This is a genomic window from Virgibacillus kimchii (genome assembly GCF_055379185.1).
Genome location: NZ_AP043951.1, coordinates 824429 through 842260, shown reverse-complemented (window position 1 = coordinate 842260; position 17832 = coordinate 824429). Strand labels below are relative to the sequence as shown.

Below are 17832 nucleotides of genomic sequence, written 5' to 3'. Positions count from 1 at the left end.
TTATCTATAATGAATCTCACCAAGTTCCATCAATTGTCTTGCTACACTTTCTACATGTTTATTAGGAACGGAGCTTGCCCGAAGCTGTTTCTTTAATCTTTTTCTCATCTCACGCTTCACATCTTCTTTTTCTGTCCAATCAATCACTGCATTATCCTGAATAATGTCCGTGATAATTTCAGTTAAATCTTTTATGCTTTCTTGTTCCATTTCCACTGGAATTTGCTGCTCCAGCATCTGATAAAACGGCAACTGTTTGGCATCTTTCAGACCATACGATTGACTCTCTTCTTCCATATCCATCATTTCTTTTCTCATGGCATGATATTCTTCCAGTAGTTCTTCAATCGTTAATTGCCGTGCCTTCCGTTGTTCAATTAACTGCTCTAATCGTTCTTTTATGGATGTGTATTTCACAGGGTTTTCTTCCAGTTTGATTCGGATTTCATGTTTAATCGCATGTTCCATTTCTGCCGCTTTTGCTTCAGGCGTTTTTAATTCATCCAGCTTTTCATCAAACTTATTAGTTAGGATATTTACAGGTTCAAATAATATTTCAGGTGTCGATGTATATACATATTCTTCAATGAGTTCCCGTACCTTACCACCACAATCGGATATATCCATCGAGCCATCATCGACCTTGTATCGAGACTTTGCTAACTGCCGAATCTTGCCCAACCATTTCAAGTCATCGACATAGGCTTTCGCTTTTGGACTTGGCATCACCATATCCATGCTTTCAGAAAACTTCTTGAAGGCTGTATCAAATGTATTACGCACATTTTCTGGTTCCAGCACTTTTAAACAAGCTTCCACATCATCTCTTCGTATATAATCAAAGAATTGCATCACCCTGCGGTGACGGGATTGTAACCGCGGAATTTCCTCATCCACATGGTGCATAGCCCCCTTGATATCTTCTTCATGAAAGATACCGAGTGCTTCTTCTAAAAAGCGGGAAACACCATAATAATCCACAATTAAACCATGTGTCTTTTTATCATAAGTTCGGTTGGTCCTGGCAATTGCCTGAAGAAGATTATGTTCCTTTAAAGGCTTGTCCAAATACATCACCTGTTCAATCGGTGCATCAAAGCCTGTTAAAAGCTTATCGCAGACAATTAAAAAGGCAAGCGGGTCCTCCTCTAATGGCTTCTTAAAACGTTGAATCATTTCCTTTTCTTCTGCCTGTGACAGACCATACTGTTTCATTTCTTCTGAATCATTATGACCAGCCGAAATAATGACAGCTGATTCATAATCACTTAACTCATCCATCAATTTTTTATATTCTACGGCTGCCTGACGAGAAACCGTAACAATTTGTGCTTTAAATCCGTTTGGCTGGATATGCTGTTCGTAATGGTCAATGATATCAAGTACGACCGTTTTTAAACGCTTAGGAGATGCAGTCAACGCCTCTTCTGTCACATATTTTTGCTTAATTCGTTCTTTATCTTCATCGGAATAATCACGGAAGAAACGGTCAAATAAAGTATCAATAGTCTCCCCTTGGACATGTAAATCAATTAATCTTGCTTCATAAAAAATGGGTACCGTTGCCCCGTCTTCCACTGCTTTTTCAATCGGATATTTATCGATATAGGTTCCAAAAGTTCTTACTGTACTCTTATCTTCTTTATCAATTGGTGTTCCTGTGAACCCGATATAGGTTGCATTTGGAAGTCCTGTACGCATATTCATGGCAAGTGAACTGTATTGTGTTCGATGCGATTCATCAACAAGAACATTGACTTTTTCCGAGTCTGTGAGCAATGGATATTCTTCATCTTCATCTGTCTGGAACTTATGTACTAATGTCATAACAGTAGCACCGGGTCCTTGCGTTAGCAGCTTTTTTAACTGGTCTACTGATTCTGCCTGCTGCGGATTGGGAAATCCACATCGTTTAAATGTAGCAGTAATTTGAGCATCTAAGTCTTGTCGGTCTGTCACAACAACAATGACAGGGTTCTCTAACTGTTTCATTCGACGTAACTTCATGGACAAAAAGACCATTGCTAAAGATTTACCAGACCCTTGTGTCGCCCATACGACCCCGCCACGAGCTTGTGGGTGTTTTCCTGTCAGGATTCGTTCTACTGCTTTATTTACTGCTCGGTATTGCTGATATCGAGCCATTTTCTTAATTACTCGGCCATCTTCTGGTTCATAGACAATAAAATTTAATATGATATCAAACAGTCGTTCTTTTTCCAATATCCCTACCGTTAAAATATCCTGCGTTGTTGGATTGTCCCCCACATCCTGAATAGTTAACGGATAGGGTTCTTTCCAGGTACTATAATGTTGTGCTTTGGCTCCAATCGTTCCAACCTTTGCACGGTCGTTACTCGTGGAAATGAGGAATTGGTTATAATGGAAAAGTGCTTCATTTTCTTGTTGATAGCGACGTAACTGTTTCACCCCTTGTCCAATCTGTTCATCTGGAGGTAAAACTGGACTTTTACATTCAATCACCACTAATGGCAAACCATTGACATACAACATAATATCAGGACGAATCGTATCATTTGCGTGGGTGTAGCTGAATTGATTGGTAATGATGAAATCATTATTATCGATTTTATCGAAATCAATCAGTTTTACCGTCTGGTTCTTTCGTCCACTTCCGACATCTTGTTGAACTGAAAGCTGATTTATGAGGAGTTCATGAAATTGTTGATTGGCTTCCATTAAACTTGCTGCTTCCATATGTGTAACATTGCGTACCACTTTATTTAAGTTGTTCTCATTTATCCATGGATTCAATCGTTGAATCGATTCTATGAGCCGCTCCTTTAAAACTACTTCCATTTGCGACGTGCGTTCTTTATCCAGTTCCGCACCATGAACATACGTGTAGCCAAGCTTCTGAAGTTGGTCAATCATTCGATTTTCCACTAACGTCTCTTCATTCCAAGGCTGTACTTCGCTCATGACGGAACCTCCTCGTTATCATTGATTGGGACACGAACTTTACCGGTTAGGAGTTGTTGCATAAGACCATTTTTAACTTTACTTAACTTATCTAGCTTTGTTCGTTCTTTTTCAACTTTGATTTCATTAGATGAAATTACATTTATTATTTTTTGTTGTTCTTCTATAGGTGGTATCGCTATTAGTAATTTCTCTGTGAAGACTGTAACCGGAACTCTCTGTCTACCTGTTGAACCAGTCATCTGGCTAATTGCATAATTTCTAATTCTTTCTGACCTAGTCAAATAATAAATAAATTCAGGTAGTATCTTAGGAGAGTTAGAGGAAAAAACTATAAATTCAGTGGAACCAAGTCCGAATTCAAAATTCATCCCTTGAACAAATGCAGTTTTACCATTTTCGGTACAAGGGGTTATCCTCGCGAAAAGTGTATCCCCATTTGTAAATTTAGACCCTCCACCATTACCAACCTTTCTCATTTGAAAATATGTTATATTTTTATTTTTTTCTGGCACTGCTGCCATCTCTACAAATGGTAATTCTGTATCTTTTGGAAGATTATATCTTGGATTAACATTAATATAGTCAGAAAAGATTGCTGTTTCCCAACTATGAGGTATTTTCCCAATCGGCGTATTCTTAAATTTCGTATGTCCAATCCCTTTCGTCAACAACTGTTCCATTAATCCTTTTTTCACCGTCTCTGTTTGTTCGATGATTTGTTCTGTTTTTTCAATTGCTTCATCTACGGAGGAAAGGATTGTTGCGATTTTTTGTTGTTCTTTTAGCATTGGGATTGGCAGACGTAAAGATTTTATGTTTTCTGCATTAATATTTATATTTGAACTACCTTGAGTTATGGCTTTTATCTGCTTTTTAGCGAGATAAGATTCATAGAAATAACCTACAAATTTATTATCTACAGTACTAGTATCAAATTTAAACCTTATCAGATAGGAACCAAATATAGACTTAGGATACTGATATTTAAAAATACCATACCTACCTATCCCACCGCTGCGAGCAAAAAGGAAATCACCATCATCTACCTTAAATTGATTATATGTCTTTTCATCAATGTTCAAGGAAGGCATATTGTCAAACTCAATTTTTTGATTCAACAAATCAGTAACTCGGATTAGTTTCACACCACTATGCGAATATTCATCCTTAGTATAATATCCCTGCTTATGTTCTTTTGTGATATTGGAAATGTATTTTATTTTCCAATCAGAAGGTAATTCCCCTAAATCAAATGGTCCTTTATTCAATTCACTCACCATACCCCAACTCCTTCAAATACCCATACATCTCCTCTTCTATCTCATCTCGTTCCTTCTCCAACTTTTTCAAATCATCCAATGCTGTTTGAACGTCAATTTTTTCTTCCTCTTCTGTTGTATCGATGTATCGAGCAATGTTTAAGTTGTAGTCATTTTCTTCAATTTCTTCCAAGTCAACGACTCTGCAAAATTTATCTTGGTCTTCCCAAGCATCATAAGCCTGAACAACTTTATCGATATCTTCGCTTCTCAAGACGTTTTGATTCTTGCCTTCCTCATAGTCTTTGGAACCATCAAAGATAAAAACTTTTCCCTTTTGATTATCGGCCTTATTTCGATTCAGAATTAAGATACAAGCAGGGATACCTGTTCCATAGAAAAGGTTGGATGGCAGCCCAATAATTGCATCTACTAAATCATCTTTTAACAGACCTTCACGAATTTTTCCTTCTGTTCCACCACGGAATAAAACTCCATGTGGCATAACGACGCCAGCTTTACCTTCATGATTCAGCGTAGATACCATATGTTGAACAAAGGCATAGTCTCCAGCGTTTTTGGGTGGTATACCAAAACGGAAGCGGCCATATTCATCGGTTTCCGCCTCTTCACGCCCCCAATTCTTAAGAGAAAAGGGCGGGTTGGCTATTACCCTATCATATAAAAGCAATTCTTTATCGTCACCTAAGAGCATAGGTTCTCGTATCGTATCTCCGCGTTCAATTCTATGGTCGCTTAAACCGTGTAACAATAAGTTCATCTTACAAATCGCCCATGTATTCAAGTTTCGTTCCTGGCCATGTAAAGATAAATTACGTGGGTCTCCACCTTGAGACTTAATGTAGTCCACTGATTGAACAAGCATACCACCTGAACCAACAGTAGGGTCGCAAACCCTCATTCCTTCTTCTGGTTTAATCAGATTCACAATCAGTTCAACAACTTTTGAAGGTGTATAGAATTCGCCGCCTTTTTTTCCAGCATCGTCGGCGAACTGTTTAATTAAGTATTCATAAGCACGTCCAAGCATATCTGGTTCAGAGAGATTCCCATTACTTAAATCAATGGAAGAAAAATGTTGTATCAATTGCAATAGCAATTTATCGGGCAATTTATCCTTATCATTAAAGTCGATGTTAGCTAAAACACCAACTAAAGATGGATTTTCCTCTTCCAGTGCTTCAAAAGCTTTGTTAATAGTATTACCGATATCCTGTGTTTGGATTTGGATTTGTGTCCAGCGGGCTCTCTCGGGAACGAAAAACTGATGTTCATCACGGTCATACCAACCATAATCATCATCTTCTTCACGTTCTATTTCTTTTGCTGTTTCGATAAATACATCGCTCAATCGTTTTAAAAACAATAAACCAAATATGTAATTCTTATAATCAGATGAGTCAATACTTCCTCTTAGAATATTCGCTGATTCCTGTAAAACGTCACTTTATTCCCTCCGAAATAGGGGCATTCTATTCAAATTCCTCCAGATTAATTATTTACTTCCCTGAAGTAATGTGCTAAATTTTTTGCATATTATAAGGGGGAGTTTTTTATGATGATACCACATTATTTTGGAAAAAGTCTTAAAGGTTATGCTTTAGAGGGGAAAGATAATGATTTCCCAAGGTATGAAAGGTGTCCCGGCTGTAATTGTATTGCTGAGGGCAACCTGCACCGTAACGGATATTATTTTCGTTATGGAATTGATAGGGAGGCAGATCAGTGTATACCGATATGTCGAATGAGATGTTTGGCTTGTAAGGTAAACATTTCTATTCTTCCTGAGTTTCTTATTCCGTATTTTCAACATACCTTGGATACGGTCATTCATAATATACACCGTATCATTGATGGGGAGAAATTGGATGGTTGTCGCCAGCAGTTTGCCCAGCACTTCAAGCGTTTTAAAGAAAGGCTACCTTGGATACATAGTTTTTTTGTGGACGAGGGGCATCAATTAGGGTTTTCCCGGGACATAAAAAAAGAAGCCCAAAAATACGTGAAAATGATCCTGGATTTAGGCGAATCCACCTTCTTTCGAAGGTCCTGGGGTCATTTGTCATCATATTTTATGGGCAAATTAATTTTACCATATTTATCGCCTGAAAAAAATAAAATCAGTCCCACATAAATATTGCCTATGAATCTCTTGTCGGAAAAGGTAGAATAAAAGCAATGGATAACCGGTTGTCCTTCTATTCAAAGGAGGAAAAATTCATGAATGAAAAAACACGGGAAGAAATTGCTTTATTTCGCTATGGCCTGATTGCCCCGCTTTTCAATGGGCAAAGGGAGCCAAAGGAATATTTTCAGGAATTGGAGGGGAAAGTTCACCAGGTTCCTTACTACGGGGAACGAAAAATTGCGGCTAAGACGATGCAGGAATGGCTTCTTCATTATCGGAGAAATGGGTTTGAAGCATTAAAGCCCAAAAGACGGGCAGATCGCGGGAATTCTCGCCGACTCTCTCCCGATGATAAGGATCACATTCTCAAAATAAGAAAAGAAGAATTTTTTCACATGCCGGTCAGTGTGTTTTACGAACAGCTGATTAACCGCGGAGAGGTTCATAAACATGAGGTATCCTATTCGACCATTAACCGATTACTCAAAAAACATAACCTGGCCGGAAGGAATCACATGAGCTTTCACCCGGAAAAAGAACGGAAGCGTTTTGCCTATGACAAAGTCAATGTGCTATGGCAGGCAGACCTGTCACATGGACCATATATACCCATCGATGGGAAGATGAAGAAAACCTTTCTAATCGCCTATATCGATGATTGTTCCAGGATCGTGCCATATGCCGAATTTTTCTCTTCCGAGAAGTTTGATGGATTAAGAGAAGTGACAAAAGAAGCGCTAGTGCGACGTGGAAAGCCAACCATGATTTATGCGGACAACGGAAAGATTTATAGATCAGAAACGCTGCAGTATGCCTGTGCGGAGTTGGGGATCACACTGGTGCATACGCAACCATACGATCCAAAAAGCAAAGGGAAAATAGAAAGACTATTCAAAACAATACAAACACGGTTTTATCCGTTATTAAAAAGTGATCCGGCTCATTCTCTGGAAGAATTAAATAAAAGATTTGGGCGGTGGCTGGAGGAGGATTACCACCGAAAGCCACACGCCTCACTTGATGGAGAATCACCCCATCAAATATTTCATTCACAGTTAGATCATATCACATTTTTAGATGATCTATCCATATTAGAAACAATTTTTTTAAAAAAAGCAGAGAGAAAAGTGAAATTGGATGGAACGATTACGTTAGAAAAGCAATTATATGAGGTTCCCGCTGCATATATTGGGCAAAAGATTGAACTTCGACTTGATGATCAAGCAGTTTATGTATTTGAGGATGGAAAGCAAGTGGCTGAAGCTATTCCGGTTTCCATGGGAGATAACGCGCACGTCAAACGAGGGCCATTACCATCTCCGTTCGCTGTCACGGATACAACAGATGAAGATGAAGGGGAGGAAACGGCTCATGTATAAATCCTTTTATTCACTGGCAAAAACCCCATTTCTCAAGGATGTGAAACATGCCGACGCTTTTGAATCCACTATTTATCAAGAAGCGTTAAACGGGTTGTCATATTTACAAAAGTCCAAAGGCATTGGTTTAATTATTGGTGATCCGGGTGCCGGGAAAACATTTACACTGCGTTCATTTAAGGAGTCACTTAATCCGGCGTTATATCATGTGGTCTATTTTCCATTGTCTACCGGAGGTGTAATGGATTTTTACCGGGGACTCGCTTATGGTTTGGGGGAAGAACCAAAGTTTCGTAAAGTAGATTTGTTTCGCCAGATTCAATCAGGAATTGAACAAATGGCGCAGGAACGTAAAGTTACCCCTGTTTTTATACTGGATGAGATGCATATGGCAAAAGATGCTTTTTTACAGGATTTGGCAATACTTTTTAATTTTCAGATGGATTCATCGAATCCATTTATTCTCATATTGGCCGGACTACCACATTTAAAAACACGACTGAATTTGAATCATCACCGGCCATTGGCTCAACGAATCATTATGAAGTATCAAATTCAACCATTAAGTAAAGAGGATGTGTATGCGTATATAGAGCACCATTTAGAACTGGCAGGATCCAGAATGCCGATTTTCAGTTCCACCGCCCTGGAAGCAATCGCTTTGCGATCACAAGGCTGGCCGCGTGTCATCAATACATTAACAATGAACTGCCTTTTGTACGGGGCACAACAGAAGAAAGAACAAATTGATGAGGAAATCGTCCGTCTGGCAGCTGAGGAAAGGGCTTTATGATGGTTGAAGGTATTATGATTTTTCATATGGGTTTCTGGAAAATATGGATTGATCAAGAGGAGTACGTAGCGTACGAAGGATTGCCTATAGAAATAAAGATACAGAATCATTATGTGAAAGTTAATATAGGAAAAGATTATACTGAATACAATTCGTGGTTTGTGGAGTTTACTGAAGATGTTGCTTTTAATCTTCGGGAGTTTGAGGCTTATAAAGTAAGAGTAGTGTCCATAAATTTATTGAAAGAAGAGGATGTCCTTTAAGAGGCATCCTTTTTTCATAAAAAAACAGAAGAGAAATAAAGTGATTATTTATTGCCAAAGCTGGAATAAAGTGGGAAAAATAGCACATTACTTCAGATATTCCACTGTATTAATTTGAAATTAGGGACCTGAGATAATGTGCTAGTTTACATGATTCCCATAAATGAGATTCTAGTTGTTGTAAAGTTAACTTACTCATTGTTTTCCCCCTACTATTTTCCTATACACTAAATATACCAAATATAAGTAAGAAATGACATAAACGAATTTATGTCAAAGACTTTTATTGTTAAGTTATCTTATTAAAAATCAGTAATCTTAGATTTATAGTAGTTAAACTCCCCCATAAAGCATAAGAACTAGAAGTAATACAATCCTGCCTTTTCAACTCCTCATACCATCCCTATATACTTGAAATGTATTTAGGTATGACCCTTGTAAACAAACTCTTTATTCTCTGAAAAATGTATGAATAGCTTAGCTTCAGTGTTATATTTTTATAAGGGGGAAATTATGGTGAGTATCTTAGTGGAACTTCTTGTGATGCTTTTTCCATTATGAATCGGTTACACTTAGTTAGACAAAAACTTTAAGGTCATATAAACTGAATTCAATAATTAGTCGGAGGAGAATCAGTTTATGACCAAAAGACCAAGAAGGACATTTTCAAAGGAGTTTAAAGAACAAATCGTTCAGTTACATGCTTCAGGTAAACCAAGAGCCGAGATTATCAGAGAATACGAGCTGACGCCATCTGCCTTTGATAAATGGGTTCTCCAACATAACACAACTGGATCTTTTGAAGAAAAAGACAATCGTACTCCTGAACAAGAAGAATTAATCAAGTTACGTAAAGAGAACCAAAGGCTTGCCATGGAAAATGATATTTTAAAGCAAGCCGCGCTGATCATGGGACGAAAGTAGATGTGATTCGTAATAATCGACACAAATACTCGGTATCAGCAATGTGCGAAGTCCTGCAAATTCCTAGAAGCACGTACTATTATGAAGCGAAAGAACGTGACACAAAAGAAGAAGAAGAACTAACAAAATTAATTGTAGAAATCTTCCATAAAAACAGACGAGTCTATGGCCAACGGAAAATCAAAGAGAAACTACAAAAGAAAGGCTGGCAAGTCTCTCGCCGTCGGATCGGCAGAATTATGAAAGCTAAAGGACTTGTTTCTAAGTATACAGTTGCCCAATTCAAGCCCCAAAAATCAACCGTAAATGAATCTGACGTGGGAAATGTATTAAACCGTGAGTTTGATCAAAAGCAAGCTCTGAAAGTAGTTGTAAGTGATTTGACATACGTTCGCGTGCAACAAAAATGGCATTATATTTGTGTACTCGTTGATTTACATAACCGTGAAATCATTGGTCACAGTGCTGGTCCAAATAAAGATGCAAGGTTAGTTCAACGTGCTTTTTCGACAGTGCCTTACAACTTAACCAACCTTGAACTGTTTCATACGGATCGAGGCAGTGAGTTTAAGAATCAATTAATTGATGAGGCATTAGCTACATTTAATATCGACAGATCATTAAGCAGTAAAGGTACACCATATGACAACGCAGTAGCAGAGGCAACCTTTAAATCTATTAAAACAGAGTTCGTCAATGGAGCGGTTTTCTCAAGTCAAGAAGAGTTAGATCTTGAATTGTTTGATTACGTCAATTGGTTTAATAACATTCGCATGCACGAGTCACTAGACTATTTAACGCCAAGAGAGTACAAGCTACAGCATCCGTTAGAACAGACTGCTATCTAACACCAATGCGTCCACTTTACTTGGAGAGGCGGGCGTGATAGCCTTTTTGGCTAGCCAGCCGGGTTTTAAATTGGCTGGCTTCCTGGCAAGAAAATCATGCCCGCAGAGGCTCCAAGTCAAGTGAGAAACTGATACAACTATTTTCATTAAAGAGCATTTTATTTAACACCATAAAAAGTTTATATTCCTTAATAAATTTGTTTAGTTTAGTGTTGACATTCCATTAGGCTTGGGTTTAGTTATAGGGACAACCGGTGTTGGTATGATTATACATGGTGCTTCTGAGTGGAGCAATGATATAGCCGCCATTATAGCAAATATTGTTCTAATTGGTATAGGAATATATGCTATATATATATATTGGAACTGGTTACTGGGTGATTGATACATTTATAATAGGCATTTATGAAAGATTCTTTTAAAAATAATCATTTAACACATTTTCAGATAGAAATACCAATCATCCTTCTAAGTAAAAATAGATATTATACTAGAAGTAGCTATATGCAGAAATAAAGGAACAGATTAATAACTTGCCTCCTTTCCTTTACAATTTTTCATTATATACATTTTGAATATCTTCAAAGGCGTATCGAATCAAGTATCATGAAGTGACTTCATAAATACTCCTTTTTCTTCATTTTTCTATATAAATTAAGTAATACCGCAGTCAAAACAAATAATACGATGTAAGATATGAACGCATTCAATATCTCCACTATTTAGTGAATCAAATAATTTTGTGAAAAGTATATTAAACCGCATCGCAAATGCGGTGCTTTTTGTTGACAGTAAAATGATTTTAATTATCAGAATAAAACAACCATTTTATCCTTCATCAGTTTTAATAAGTTTTTCTATTGCTTTAATACGGTCAAGTAACTCTTTTCTTCCCTTTAAAAATCTTTGAATAAGGTCCTGATACTCTTTATTAAAATTAGCATATGGTTCTTTCATCCAATCTCTTACCCCTACATCTATCCATGGTTCTATCTCTTTATCATTATAATTATAAATTCTACCTATAAAATATGTTTTAGTATTAGCATCATTTCCAAAAGCACCGATGTCCTTTTCTGCATTGCAAAGCCTAATGTACTTATCCATTTCTTTATCAAATTTTTTAGCGACTTTTATTAGTTTCAGGTATTTATTTCTTGTTTTTAACAATTCGTTTGCCAATTCATGATTAAGCTCAACATATTCCTTAATCAGGTCAACGGGTTTATTTTTCAATAACTCTATAATTTCCACGCCTTGTATAGGAATTGACTTCACTATATTATCTAATGTTATAGTCTTGTCATCATAATCTACAAAAAGTAACCTTTCCTTTATTATGGAAAGTTCTCTTTCATAATTATTTTGCAACATCTTGTTTTCTTGTTTTAGTTGAAATCTCCACAAAATCAACCCCACTAAGTAAGCGTAAAATAGTCCACACCTATTTTTCAGATGTGGACTACTGTTATAATTTATTTAGATTTATTAGGAACGCGGCATTCATCAGGGAGTGAAGCGGACCACGGCAGAAGTCGAGTCAACTGCACTTCATCTGTCGTATCTATATTGGGAAGTTCCTCAAACAGGTAGCTGAGGTAGTTAAATGGATTCAGTCCATTTTCCTTGGCCGTCTCCACAACACTATAAATGATCGCACTGGATTTTGCTCCTTTTGCGGTATTGCTAAAAAGCCAATTTTTCCTTCCGATCACAAAAGGCTTGATGGACCGTTCAGCTCGATTGTTATCAATCTCCAATCGGCCATCCTCCAAAAATGCCTCTAAACGTTCCCATTGGTTACGACAATATTTGATGGCTTGACCAAGCGCACTTTTTGGCAGTACGCGTGGTGTTTGCTCTTTCAACCATGCCAAAAAAGCCTCCAGCACTGGCTGGCTGCGTTCCAAACGCTTTTCATAGCGTTCTTGCGGACTTTTGTCCTTTAAATCTCGTTCAATATCAAAAAGCTTATTACAGAAGTCCAAGCCTTCGTTTGCCTTCACAGCCGTAGTGGCTGCGGATTCAGGAAGAGCCTTGAGTGCTTCTGTGAATTTGCGCCGTGCGTGCGCCCAACACCCAACAAGGACAACGTCAGGAAGCCCATTGTAGCCGGGATAACCGTCTACATGCAGGTAGCCCTGGAAGCCTTTCAGAAATCGGCGTGGATGTTTGGCCGCCCGTGTTTGCTGATAATCGTAAAGAACGATGGGTACATCAGTATGCCCTGAGCGATATAGCCACATGTAGGAGGTGGATGTTGCCGGCCGTTCCGGCTCGGATAAAACTTGCAGTGTCGTCTCATCCGCGTGCATCGTATCCAATTCCAATAGTTGGGCGTGCATTTTGTTATAAATGAGCTCCAGCCATGTGATGGCACCGTATACCATCCAATTGGCCAGTGTCTGCCGTGGAATGGATACACCGAAGCGTTCCAGGTGTTTCTCTTGCCGGTAAAGTGGCATGCCCTCTACATATTTTTGTGTCATGGTGTAAGCCATGGCGGATGGAGAGGCGAGGCTCCCAGGAAATACTGGCTCCGGCATCTTCGCTGTCACAATAGGTGTTTCAATTTCATGGCGTTCGCAATGCCGGCAGCTATATACGTGGCGCACGTGTTCAACGACTTTTACTTGCGCAGGAATGATTTTTAATTCTTTACGCACTTCCGTGCTCATATCGTGAAGATTTCCTCCACAGCACGAACAGACCTGTTCCTCATCGGATAAACGATATTCGATCGTTTCCGTAGGCAGGTTTTCCAGCTTTTGTTCACGCTGACCACGCTGTTTCTTGCGTTTATATGTAATCGTTTCGACAGTTGGTTCTTCCACCGTCGTGTCAGTAGTATCTTCGGCCTCATTGAAAAGAGAGAGCTGACCTGAATCGGTCTTCTCACTGGAAGATCCAAATCTGCGTTGTTGGCTCAAACGAAATTGTTCTTCGTACCATTTTAATTTTGCCTCCAACGCTTCTTTTTCCATCTCAAGCTTTTCATTTTGCGCTTTATAATATTCAATTGACTGGGTTGATGTATGCGCTGTTTTTTCCATAAAATAAGTATACGATAAAGAATTCGACTTGCCTAGTCGAATTCCCGTATTCCTATATTTCAATCTTTTAAATAATGGTACGCGCTTTCACCTCACGGTGTGCCTGCCTTTGTTCAATTGGCAAACCATCCAGCAGCCAGCGAAGCTGACGAGGACTGATATTCATAGGTGCTGTGTCCTTTTCTGATGGCCAATGGAATGTTCCCTTTTCCAACCTGCGATAATGCAGCCAAAACCCATTGTGCTCCCACTGCAGGATTTTTAACTTGTCACGTTTCCGATTACAGAACACGAACAAACAAGGAGAAAAGGGATCGAGGTCAAAGCATTCTTGAACAATCACCGCCAGACCGTCAATAGACTTACGAAGATCTGTGCTTCCGCGGGCCAGGTAGACACGCTCAAATTGTAAGTTTGTCAACATTGATTTCGCAGGACATGGATGATATCGGATAGTAATCCAACATTGGCTCCTGGTCGCACTTCGACAGAAAGAGCATCAAAGTGGATAAAGATAGGTCCTTCTCCTTTGGAAGAAATATTTTCCTCTTCCACCTGGACGGCGAGCCATTGTGTTGGTTCCTGTTCAGAAAGATTTTCCTGGTTCTCGAATCGCTGGATCCAATAATACATCTGGTGGGCTTTGATTTCATGATCCCGACACCATTCGGCTACACTTTGCCCGCTATCTTTCCAAGCATCATACCGCGCTTCCCATTCTATTCTCTTGTCTTTTAGAGTCATCGCATAACCTCCTGAATTCATTTCTAAGAAGATTATCGCATGGATGACTTTCTGATTCTATGTGTGTTTTATTTGACGCTTACACCCCACTAAAATACCAGTAATTATTCCCGAAGCAATTCCCGCCCACAATGAGGGATAAAAAGCAGACCAAAAATCCATATTCAAATATCCTCCGATTAGTAATCTAATATAATTGTCTACCAGATTTAAATCACTATTGGTTATTAGACATGTAATAATTTTTTCTACTACTGCGTTCCGAAGTCTATCGATGCAAACTGATAAAAACAAAAAGTTTAAAATTGATAAAGGTACATTATTTTTTATACATAAAAGTATAGATAACGATGAAAAGTTGAAATTTAAATATCGGAACAAAAACCAAAAGACGAAAAATAACCACAGGTTTCATCCGTCTGTCCTGTGGCCACGACTAACCATCGTGAGTGTAGCCCGTTAGAGGGGCGTTACGCTCCCAGAGTGTCTTTTTTTAGACACATACCCCGTGCCTGTTGCGAAAGCAAGGTAGGTGAAAGTGAACGCTGTGGTGGCGTGGCTGGTAAAGCAGGACCTGGGCAGCCTTGAATTTTCACACGGAATGACCGACCGAGCGCAAAAATGCGCTTTCTACCCTTTTTCAAAGGGGTAGTTCTCTACTTCCCTCCCTTCGCGAAAATGGTTTGACAAAAGCTCCTCCTTAATTAATAATAATTAAACAATACTGATAAAATAACTTTTTATAACATTATTAAAAAACATATAAAATAATTTAACATTTTTATAATTAATTCAAATTAAAACCATGTTATATAACTAATCACTGTTAAAAATTTTATAATTGTTTCTAATAGTACTTAATACATTTATATCAAATTATGATTATCAAAACGTTTGAAATAAATACTTTATGCTAGAAATCTTATTCCGACTTTTCTTCTTTATCTCGATAATTAAAAATAAATTGTATTAACAAAAAAATTTAAAAGTAATGATTTGATAAAGAAATTAAATCAGACTGTCCGATGAAGGAATAAGTTTAAATTTATGAATTCTTGATTATGTGGTACCAAACACACTTAGTGTATTTAACACCTGTCTTTAATATTCCATTATTATTCTTTCATTTCAATTAAATTAATATCGTATACTCCGGACAATATCTTGGGTAACAAAGCCTTGACATAATCTTGCAACTCCATACAGTAATCTTCAATTTCGTATAAATTACAGCGATGAGGTGCATCCTCTCCAATAAAGGTAAGATAAATTTCTCCATCCGTTTTTTCTGTAGCAACCAATTTAAAATTACCCTTTTTGGGGTGCGGTGGCATCTCCCACTCCATGACAGCATCTCCTCTAATCAAAATATTTTCACATCAATTATATCATTTAATTTAAGCTTTTCCATTTGTTTCAGGTATAAACTACCGTCTTTCACGTTAATTGAAGCGATTTTATCCAATACGTAATAAAAATCATGGCCTTTAAAATATTTAATTTGAATTGTTAAATCATTATGTATTGCTAGTTGCAGTTTACCTTCTATCTCCTCTTTTTGCTGCTCATCCAACAAAGGTTTTTCTCTTCGTTCCTGTTCCTTCCAAGATTTTTTTAACATTTCTATATGCTCAGGCATCATCATTGCTGACCATTTAATACTTCCTCTGTCATTCACCATTTTAAAACCTACCTCTAGAACGTTTGTTCTTTATTATACAAGAACACTTTTTCATATTCAAGTTAAAAAAGAAGAAAGGAATTAATTTCAAAAAGATTCCACAATGTATTATCTTAAATCGATTATATTATTATGAGGGATACAAATGAAATATAAATTGGATGAAAAAAGAGAAGGATTTGAGGTATTAGAGTATTGAAAGGAACATGACAAGTGAGTGGGAATATAGGAGATGCATTAGGTATTACTTACAATCGAGATAAAGAATCGATACCTAGCGTAGTGAGCTCTATTGTTTATATTGAGAATGAGTTGGCCATATGTATTTTTTAGCCACTGTTTTCCTAATGTCAAGCTAGCAGCAAAAATGAAGAGAGCTACTTGGTATTTAAATGAAATCTTGTAATCATTTTTGTATACGCCTTTTGCTGAATCCATTCACGGTTTATATCTTAGTTTCTATAATTTAAGAAAGTAAGTCTTACATTCATACAGAAAAAGAAAACACAGTGATATAGACTGGGAAATGCGGAGTAAAAGATAAATTATAAATACCATTTTAATACTTTTTTACTGTGTTTATCGATATATTTTTATGCTTTTTACCAATAAGTCGCAGGAATTTTGACTATAACTGAATTGAATGGAGAATAGTGAATGGAAATTTTTATTCTTTTCCCTTCCGCGTTCATTACCACTTCCGAATCATCCGCCATAGGCCTCCTGGCTGCTCTCTTTTTTAATCCTAGTCCATTCATACTTAATTACCCACAATCAACCTTTTAATCCCCCCCATTTTTTAGTTGCATTAAACAGTTCAGGTTATGATTCACTTTTTATGTCTTTTTTCCCTCACCTTTCCACTCTATTTTAACCAATCCCAGTTTCTATTTACTCCTATTCAATTATTTTTCTAAGCATAAACATTGATACAACAATGTTTTCGACGATTCTCAAAAAGTCTTACAAAAATAAATCGACGTTTTCTCCTATTTTTATTAAGAGTTGATATTCTAGAATTAAAGGGTGTAACGTTCAAAAACTTTCACTCACACAAGATAAAGCGATTGAACGAAGCCCCAAATATAAAATTAAAACAATAAAATGGAGGATATAATTATGACATTAACTAAATTCGTTAAATGGGCCAAAGTACCAGACCACACAAAAACACAGCTAATAAATAATTTCCGATTAAAACCGAAAAATTCCAATGAACCTGATGCGTTTGTACGAGTTATGCAATACCATGGCTGGCGTGATTCTAATTTGTATCATATTAACAATACCGTAAAGATAAGAAAATACACTAAGCAAGAAATCTGCTCTTTCGAATTATCAGAAGATAATATTGCTAAAGCACTCTATGTTATCAATAAATCTGCTAAGAAAAGCAGAGATACAAAGGTGAGAAATTATAACAACATGAAACATGGTCATGCTCAAATAGCCAAGGAGCGTCAACTGAATTTATATTATCTTAAAGATAGAGTTCTTAGTAAACTGCTAAAAGAGGAAAAGCTGAAAGTTATCGGATATCATGTCCAAGAATCAGTCTGGGATGGTAGCAAGAGTTATTTGCTGTTATACGAATTAGAAGGCTTTAAGTTCCATATCCCAGTGGAATCAGGAGACGTATTGGAATATAAAAAACTGGGAGAAATTCATTCAGTAATATCTGCCGAGACAAAGATTAAGGTTGATATAAAATTTAACGAATCTACATCACTGCTCGAAGAATACCTTGCAGCATAATAATCAGGAAAGGAACGGGGAGATATCCCCTTTCCAAT

General features: G+C 37.4%; 15 protein-coding genes. 6 read left to right on the top strand and 9 right to left on the bottom strand.

The window, feature by feature from the left end; all coding sequences use genetic code 11:
- The 3 genes from ACZ42C_RS04210 to ACZ42C_RS04200 are packed head-to-tail and all read right to left on the bottom strand — an operon-like array spanning position 1 to position 5646.
- Entirely contained in the window at positions 1-2943 is a 2943-nt protein-coding gene (locus tag ACZ42C_RS04210; protein WP_461183650.1) for a type I restriction endonuclease subunit R, read from the bottom strand.
- The gene (locus tag ACZ42C_RS04205; RefSeq protein WP_461183651.1) at positions 2940-4226 is read right to left on the bottom strand and encodes a restriction endonuclease subunit S; all 1287 of its coding nucleotides are present in this window, start codon (positions 4224-4226) and stop codon (positions 2940-2942) included. The genes ACZ42C_RS04210 and ACZ42C_RS04205 overlap by 4 nt, the downstream gene beginning before the upstream one ends.
- Complete coding sequence (locus ACZ42C_RS04200; protein WP_461183652.1) at positions 4216-5646, bottom strand: type I restriction-modification system subunit M; 1431 nt, start codon at positions 5644-5646, stop codon at positions 4216-4218. The genes ACZ42C_RS04205 and ACZ42C_RS04200 overlap by 11 nt, the downstream gene beginning before the upstream one ends.
- A gap of 135 nt (positions 5647-5781) precedes the next feature.
- Here ACZ42C_RS04200 and ACZ42C_RS04195 point away from each other — a divergent pair, with 135 nt between their 5' ends.
- The 5 genes from ACZ42C_RS04195 to ACZ42C_RS04175 all read left to right on the top strand — a co-directional run bounded on the left by ACZ42C_RS04195 (position 5782) and on the right by ACZ42C_RS04175 (position 10561).
- Complete coding sequence (locus ACZ42C_RS04195) at positions 5782-6360, top strand: hypothetical protein (protein WP_464891285.1); 579 nt, start codon at positions 5782-5784, stop codon at positions 6358-6360.
- A gap of 86 nt (positions 6361-6446) precedes the next feature.
- Positions 6447-7733 (top strand): DDE-type integrase/transposase/recombinase, encoded by a 1287-nt coding sequence (locus tag ACZ42C_RS04190; RefSeq protein ID WP_461183789.1) that lies wholly within the window; start codon positions 6447-6449, stop codon positions 7731-7733.
- The gene (locus ACZ42C_RS04185; protein ID WP_461183788.1) at positions 7726-8526 is read left to right on the top strand and encodes an ExeA family protein; all 801 of its coding nucleotides are present in this window, start codon (positions 7726-7728) and stop codon (positions 8524-8526) included. The genes ACZ42C_RS04190 and ACZ42C_RS04185 overlap by 8 nt, the downstream gene beginning before the upstream one ends.
- The gene (locus tag ACZ42C_RS04180) at positions 8523-8789 is read left to right on the top strand and encodes a hypothetical protein (protein WP_461183787.1); all 267 of its coding nucleotides are present in this window, start codon (positions 8523-8525) and stop codon (positions 8787-8789) included. The genes ACZ42C_RS04185 and ACZ42C_RS04180 overlap by 4 nt, the downstream gene beginning before the upstream one ends.
- A gap of 639 nt (positions 8790-9428) precedes the next feature.
- A protein-coding gene (locus ACZ42C_RS04175) for an IS3 family transposase (RefSeq protein ID WP_461183819.1) occupies positions 9429-10561 on the top strand; the annotation gives its coding sequence in 2 pieces (ribosomal slippage) (positions 9429-9678 and positions 9678-10561; 1134 coding nt in all).
- An 828-nt stretch (positions 10562-11389) separates the two neighbouring features.
- Here the strand turns inward: ACZ42C_RS04175 and ACZ42C_RS04170 are convergent.
- From ACZ42C_RS04170 to ACZ42C_RS04145, 6 genes are all read right to left on the bottom strand, one after another.
- Positions 11390-11968, bottom strand: a complete 579-nt coding sequence (locus ACZ42C_RS04170; RefSeq protein ID WP_461183822.1) for a hypothetical protein — start codon at positions 11966-11968, stop codon at positions 11390-11392.
- 68 nt (positions 11969-12036) lie between these two features.
- Positions 12037-13545 carry an IS66 family transposase gene (gene tnpC, locus ACZ42C_RS04165; protein ID WP_461183808.1) on the bottom strand — a complete coding sequence of 503 codons (1509 nt, stop codon included), beginning with the start codon at positions 13543-13545 and terminating at the stop codon, positions 12037-12039.
- Between the two features lie 136 nt (positions 13546-13681).
- Positions 13682-14038: an IS66 family insertion sequence element accessory protein TnpB gene (tnpB, locus tag ACZ42C_RS04160; protein ID WP_461183806.1), complete on the bottom strand. Its 357-nt coding sequence runs from the start codon at positions 14036-14038 to the stop codon at positions 13682-13684.
- Entirely contained in the window at positions 14032-14358 is a 327-nt protein-coding gene (gene tnpA / locus ACZ42C_RS04155) for an IS66 family insertion sequence element accessory protein TnpA (protein ID WP_461183807.1), read from the bottom strand. Before tnpA ends, tnpB begins: the two co-directional genes overlap by 7 nt.
- 1115 nt (positions 14359-15473) lie before the next feature.
- Complete coding sequence (locus tag ACZ42C_RS04150; RefSeq protein ID WP_461183589.1) at positions 15474-15704, bottom strand: hypothetical protein; 231 nt, start codon at positions 15702-15704, stop codon at positions 15474-15476.
- A 17-nt stretch (positions 15705-15721) separates the two neighbouring features.
- Positions 15722-16039, bottom strand: coding sequence for a YolD-like family protein (locus tag ACZ42C_RS04145; RefSeq protein WP_461183590.1), 318 nt, complete (start codon positions 16037-16039; stop codon positions 15722-15724).
- 1119 nt (positions 16040-17158) lie between these two features.
- On the opposite strand from ACZ42C_RS04145, the gene ACZ42C_RS04140 reads away from it, so the two are divergent.
- Positions 17159-17794 (top strand): YkyB family protein, encoded by a 636-nt coding sequence (locus ACZ42C_RS04140; protein ID WP_461183591.1) that lies wholly within the window; start codon positions 17159-17161, stop codon positions 17792-17794.
- Positions 17795-17832: the final 38 nt, after the last annotated feature.